This window comes from Fischerella thermalis PCC 7521, from assembly GCF_000317225.1.
Classification (GTDB): Bacteria; Cyanobacteriota; Cyanobacteriia; order Cyanobacteriales; family Nostocaceae; genus Fischerella; species Fischerella thermalis.
This window is the reverse complement of record NZ_AJLL01000079.1, coordinates 1-3,753: the sequence shown is the minus strand read 5'-3', so window position 1 is coordinate 3,753 and position 3,753 is coordinate 1. Positions and strand designations below refer to the sequence as shown.

The 3,753-nt window shown below is 41.6% G+C and carries 3 protein-coding genes; 1 reads left to right on the top strand and 2 read right to left on the bottom strand.

What is annotated here, in order from left to right; translation table 11 throughout:
* Window positions 1-114: 114 nt before the first annotated feature.
* Window positions 115-606, bottom strand: coding sequence for a hypothetical protein (locus tag UYK_RS0116845; RefSeq protein WP_009459150.1), 492 nt, complete (start codon window positions 604-606; stop codon window positions 115-117).
* Window positions 607-775: 169 nt separating this feature from the next.
* On the opposite strand from UYK_RS0116845, the gene UYK_RS0116840 reads away from it, so the two are divergent.
* Window positions 776-2,647 carry a serine/threonine-protein kinase gene (locus tag UYK_RS0116840; protein ID WP_016871809.1) on the top strand — a complete coding sequence of 624 codons (1,872 nt, stop codon included), beginning with the start codon at window positions 776-778 and terminating at the stop codon, window positions 2,645-2,647.
* A 16-nt stretch (window positions 2,648-2,663) separates the two neighbouring features.
* Here the strand turns inward: UYK_RS0116840 and UYK_RS0116835 are convergent, their stop codons facing one another.
* Complete coding sequence (locus tag UYK_RS0116835; protein WP_016871808.1) at window positions 2,664-3,665, bottom strand: sodium:calcium antiporter; 1,002 nt, start codon at window positions 3,663-3,665, stop codon at window positions 2,664-2,666.
* Window positions 3,666-3,753 lie beyond the last annotated feature (88 nt).

Genomic DNA, 3,753 nt, shown 5'->3' with positions numbered 1-3,753 from the left:
ATGATACCAGTTTGAAAAAAGAATGCGACAGTATCGATTGATAGAATCCAGACACGTAAAGTAATTCCCAATCCAAAATCTAAAATCCAAAATGGTATAATATGGTGTTACCCCTTAATTCTCTGGTAAAGAAGCAAACACCTGTTCAACTAACTGCTTGGCTTTGTTATCTAAACGTTGCCAATCCACATCACCCATCTCATCAATTAAACTAGTATCAATCTCAACTACATCATTGTTGGGCAGATTGTAATCAAGGAAACAAACTTGATAACATAATTCCCATAAATCTACGCTAACTTCTTGCTCTTGACGCTGCAAGCACAAATGATATCCTGGATGGGGAATTGGCAGATGAGCTAGTGTTTCCCTGATTTCCACAGCTTTGTCTGGCGTTGCAGCTTCTAGTTCTTGCAGAAGCTTCGTAACCACTGCTTTTGTGTCTTCTGTGGTTTCTGGGGGCCAAATCAGTACATCCTGGTAAGTTCCTTTCCAATCAGATAGATCAAGCAGCTTGCGAATGTTATCAACAACGCGAATGAAAGCAGGTTGCATGAGGAGTTCAGCCTGCTGCCAGGCGACTGAGTTGGTTATTTTAGGCGGCATGGGTACTAAAAAATGTTATTGAAAAATAAATTAACAATGGGTATCTGTTCAAAAGCAGTTTTTTACGTGCAAATCTTTTCTCAAGATAGCGGATTTTATCGATGAAAAGTTGGAGATATTTATTACCATTCAGCAAAACTGGGTGTTAACACTGGGGAGGAAAGGGAATATGATTGGCAAGTTACTAGACCATCGATACCAAGTTATCCGCGTTTTGGCAACAGGGGGATTTGGAGAAACCTACATTGCCGAAGATACAAAACGTCCGGGTAATCCTGTTTGCGTGGTTAAGCATCTCAAGCCACTCAGCACCGATCCTTCATTATTTGACACTGCCAAGCGACTGTTTCACAGTGAAGCCGAAACCTTAGAAAAACTGGGCAATCATGACCAAATACCCAGGCTATTGGCTTATTTTGACGAGAATCAAGAATTTTATTTGGTACAAGAATTTATTGAAGGACATCCTCTAAATGATGAACTAGTTCCTGATGAAACTTGGACTGAGAGCGAAGTGATTGATTTATTAATAGAAGTTTTGAGTATCCTGGAATTTGTTCACAGCCAAGGGGTAATTCACCGCGATATCAAGCCAGACAACATCATACGTCGTGCCTCTGACAATAAATTAGTTTTAGTAGACTTTGGCGCTGTCAAAAAGTTACGTTCTGCTTCCGAATATGCCCCAGCATTCGGTGGTGGGGGCTTCTCAGCCACAGTGGCGATCGGCACTCCTGGTTACATGCCTACAGAACAAGGGCAAGGTAAACCCCGTCCTAACAGTGATATTTATGCTTTGGGTATTATTGCTATTCAAGCGCTGACGGGAGTAGCACCAATAGATTTACAAGAGGATACTCATACGGGCGAAATTCTTTGGCAGGATTTAGTACCTGTCAACCAAAATTTCGCAGCAGTGTTAAACAAGATGGTACGCTATCATTTTAAAGATCGCTACCAAACTGCCACAGAAGCACTGCAAGCATTGCATTCTCTTGGTATGCATTCTCAGCCTGTAGCCAACCCCAGAAATTCTAGCTACCAACTGATCAAATCTCCATCGGTTCAGTCTCAGCAAAAAACTCTCGCTGTTGCACCTGTAAATCATGCAGTTTTAAAAAAACCAGTAGCCCCCCAGCATACGGCTATTCCCAGAGGTTCTCATAGCCCTGATTTACTACAGCTGTGTATTCTGGTGGTTTTAGCAGGTAGTGCGGCGGCTGTCGCCCCAGCTGTAGTCAAAAATGTCCAAAATTTCACTACTAGTTTTTCTGGGAGTAATGACGCTAGTGCAAATAACTGCTTTGTTGAGATTGGGGCTAACAAAGCCAATCTCCGTTATCAACCCAGTGCGATCGCCAATGGTAATATCCTAGAAACTGTTAGCAGTGGCAAGAAGTTAGAAGTCACCGGCAAGCGGACAAAACGCGGTTGGGTAGAAGTAAAAATCGACCCCAAAAATTCCGCTTGGATATATGGGGATGTTATTAAAAATCAAGAAGAATGGGTTGCTTGTTTGCGAGACAGAGGTCTAACAGTCAAAACAGTAGATGATAATACTGTAATTGCTAGTCGTCCGCTTCCCAGATCAAAACCTGTTGTTGATGTACAAACTTCACCAGCAGAAGTATCCGAACCTTCATTATCACTCAAATTAGATTCAGAGAAAACACAAAATAAAAATTCTCATCAAAGTGCTGCCGAACTTTTAGAAGCAGCGAAACAGGAGTATGAAGCCGGAGATTTAGACAGGGCGATCGCACTTCTGAAATCTATACCTTTAAATGCGTCTGATTTTAAAGAAACAGCAGAAATGATTACCCAATGGCAGCAAGATTGGAAAAAATCAGAAGCTTTATTCAATGATATAAATAAGGCACTGGATAATGGGCAATGGGATAAAGTTTTGGCTTACAAAGATCAGCCAGAAAAATTACCTAATATTGAATATTGGCGCAATAAAATTGAACCATTATTTAAACAAGCTGCCGATAATCGAGCTAAAGAAAAAACTACCAATCCTACAGCTACTCCGCGGTAAAAATGAGGATGCCCAATTAACTGCGATAAATAACATACATTCCGCTAACGTATAGCAAGATCAATGTCATTCCATCCCAGGTAATATATATTCTGGACGGACGTGCAGCGCGGTAAATCAGCCCAACGATCGCCACTGAAGTCATCATCATTGCTACAATCGCAGTGAAGATATGCACAGAACTGATGTTTGACCACAAATCCCCTTGTAAGTAAGTTAGGTCATAGATACTTAAGATACCCATATTAAAAATATTCGAGCCAAATATATTTGATACTGCTAAATCGACTGCATTAAGTCGAACTGCTGCGACTCCGGTAACGACTTCCGGTAATGAGGTAGTGGCTGCTAGTAATAATGCTCCAATAAAACTTTGACCTAAGCCTGTGACTGTGGCAATGCGATCGCCCAATGATGCAAGCCACACTCCCAATACCACAATCGCCAATGCTAGCAAAGCAAACATTAGATATGATTGCTGGCGGCTGATATGTTCGTATTGAAAAACTTCCACTTCCTGTTCCAATACTTCTGCACGACGTCGTAACTCAAATTTAGCAATGATGCGGGCGCTAACTAAATACAGTACAAGCAACACGATGCTAGGCATACCAACCCAGCCGAGGATAAAATTGTTGTTTCTTTGAGCTAGCAAGATCCCAACTGCTGCAATACCGAGCAATATAGATCCCAACCCTGCTGCTAGAACATGGCTAATTTGCGCTCGTCGCAACAATGGATCTGGACCAGTCACAATATCTAACAACGCTAAAATAAACAGGTTAAACAAGCAACTGCCAAATATACCACCAGCTGCCAAATCCGGCGCGTTAAATACAACTACTGCGCTGATACCAACTGCCAACTCTGGCAAGGAAGTGGCACCAGCAAGTAAAATAGCACCTACCCAACTACGTCCTAAACCTGTCTTTTCAGCAATCATATCGGCACTCCGCGATAACCAAGTACCCACGATAATTACTAGTAAGACACACACAATAACTTGGATTAGCAGCATTTAAGGACTTTTTTCACTTCCAACATCATATCGTTCAATACTTTTTAGAACACAAATTGAGAGAAAACAAAGTAGAGACGTAGCAATG

Bases quoted from the DNA above. Each gene is read 5' to 3' on its own strand.
- UYK_RS0116835 (WP_016871808.1), bottom strand. From the start codon at position 3,665: ATGCTGCTAATCCAAGTTATTGTGTGTGTCTTACTAGTAATTATCGTG.
- UYK_RS0116845 (WP_009459150.1), bottom strand. From the start codon at position 606: ATGCCGCCTAAAATAACCAACTCAGTCGCCTGGCAGCAGGCTGAACTC.
- UYK_RS0116840 (WP_016871809.1), top strand. From the start codon at position 776: ATGATTGGCAAGTTACTAGACCATCGATACCAAGTTATCCGCGTTTTG.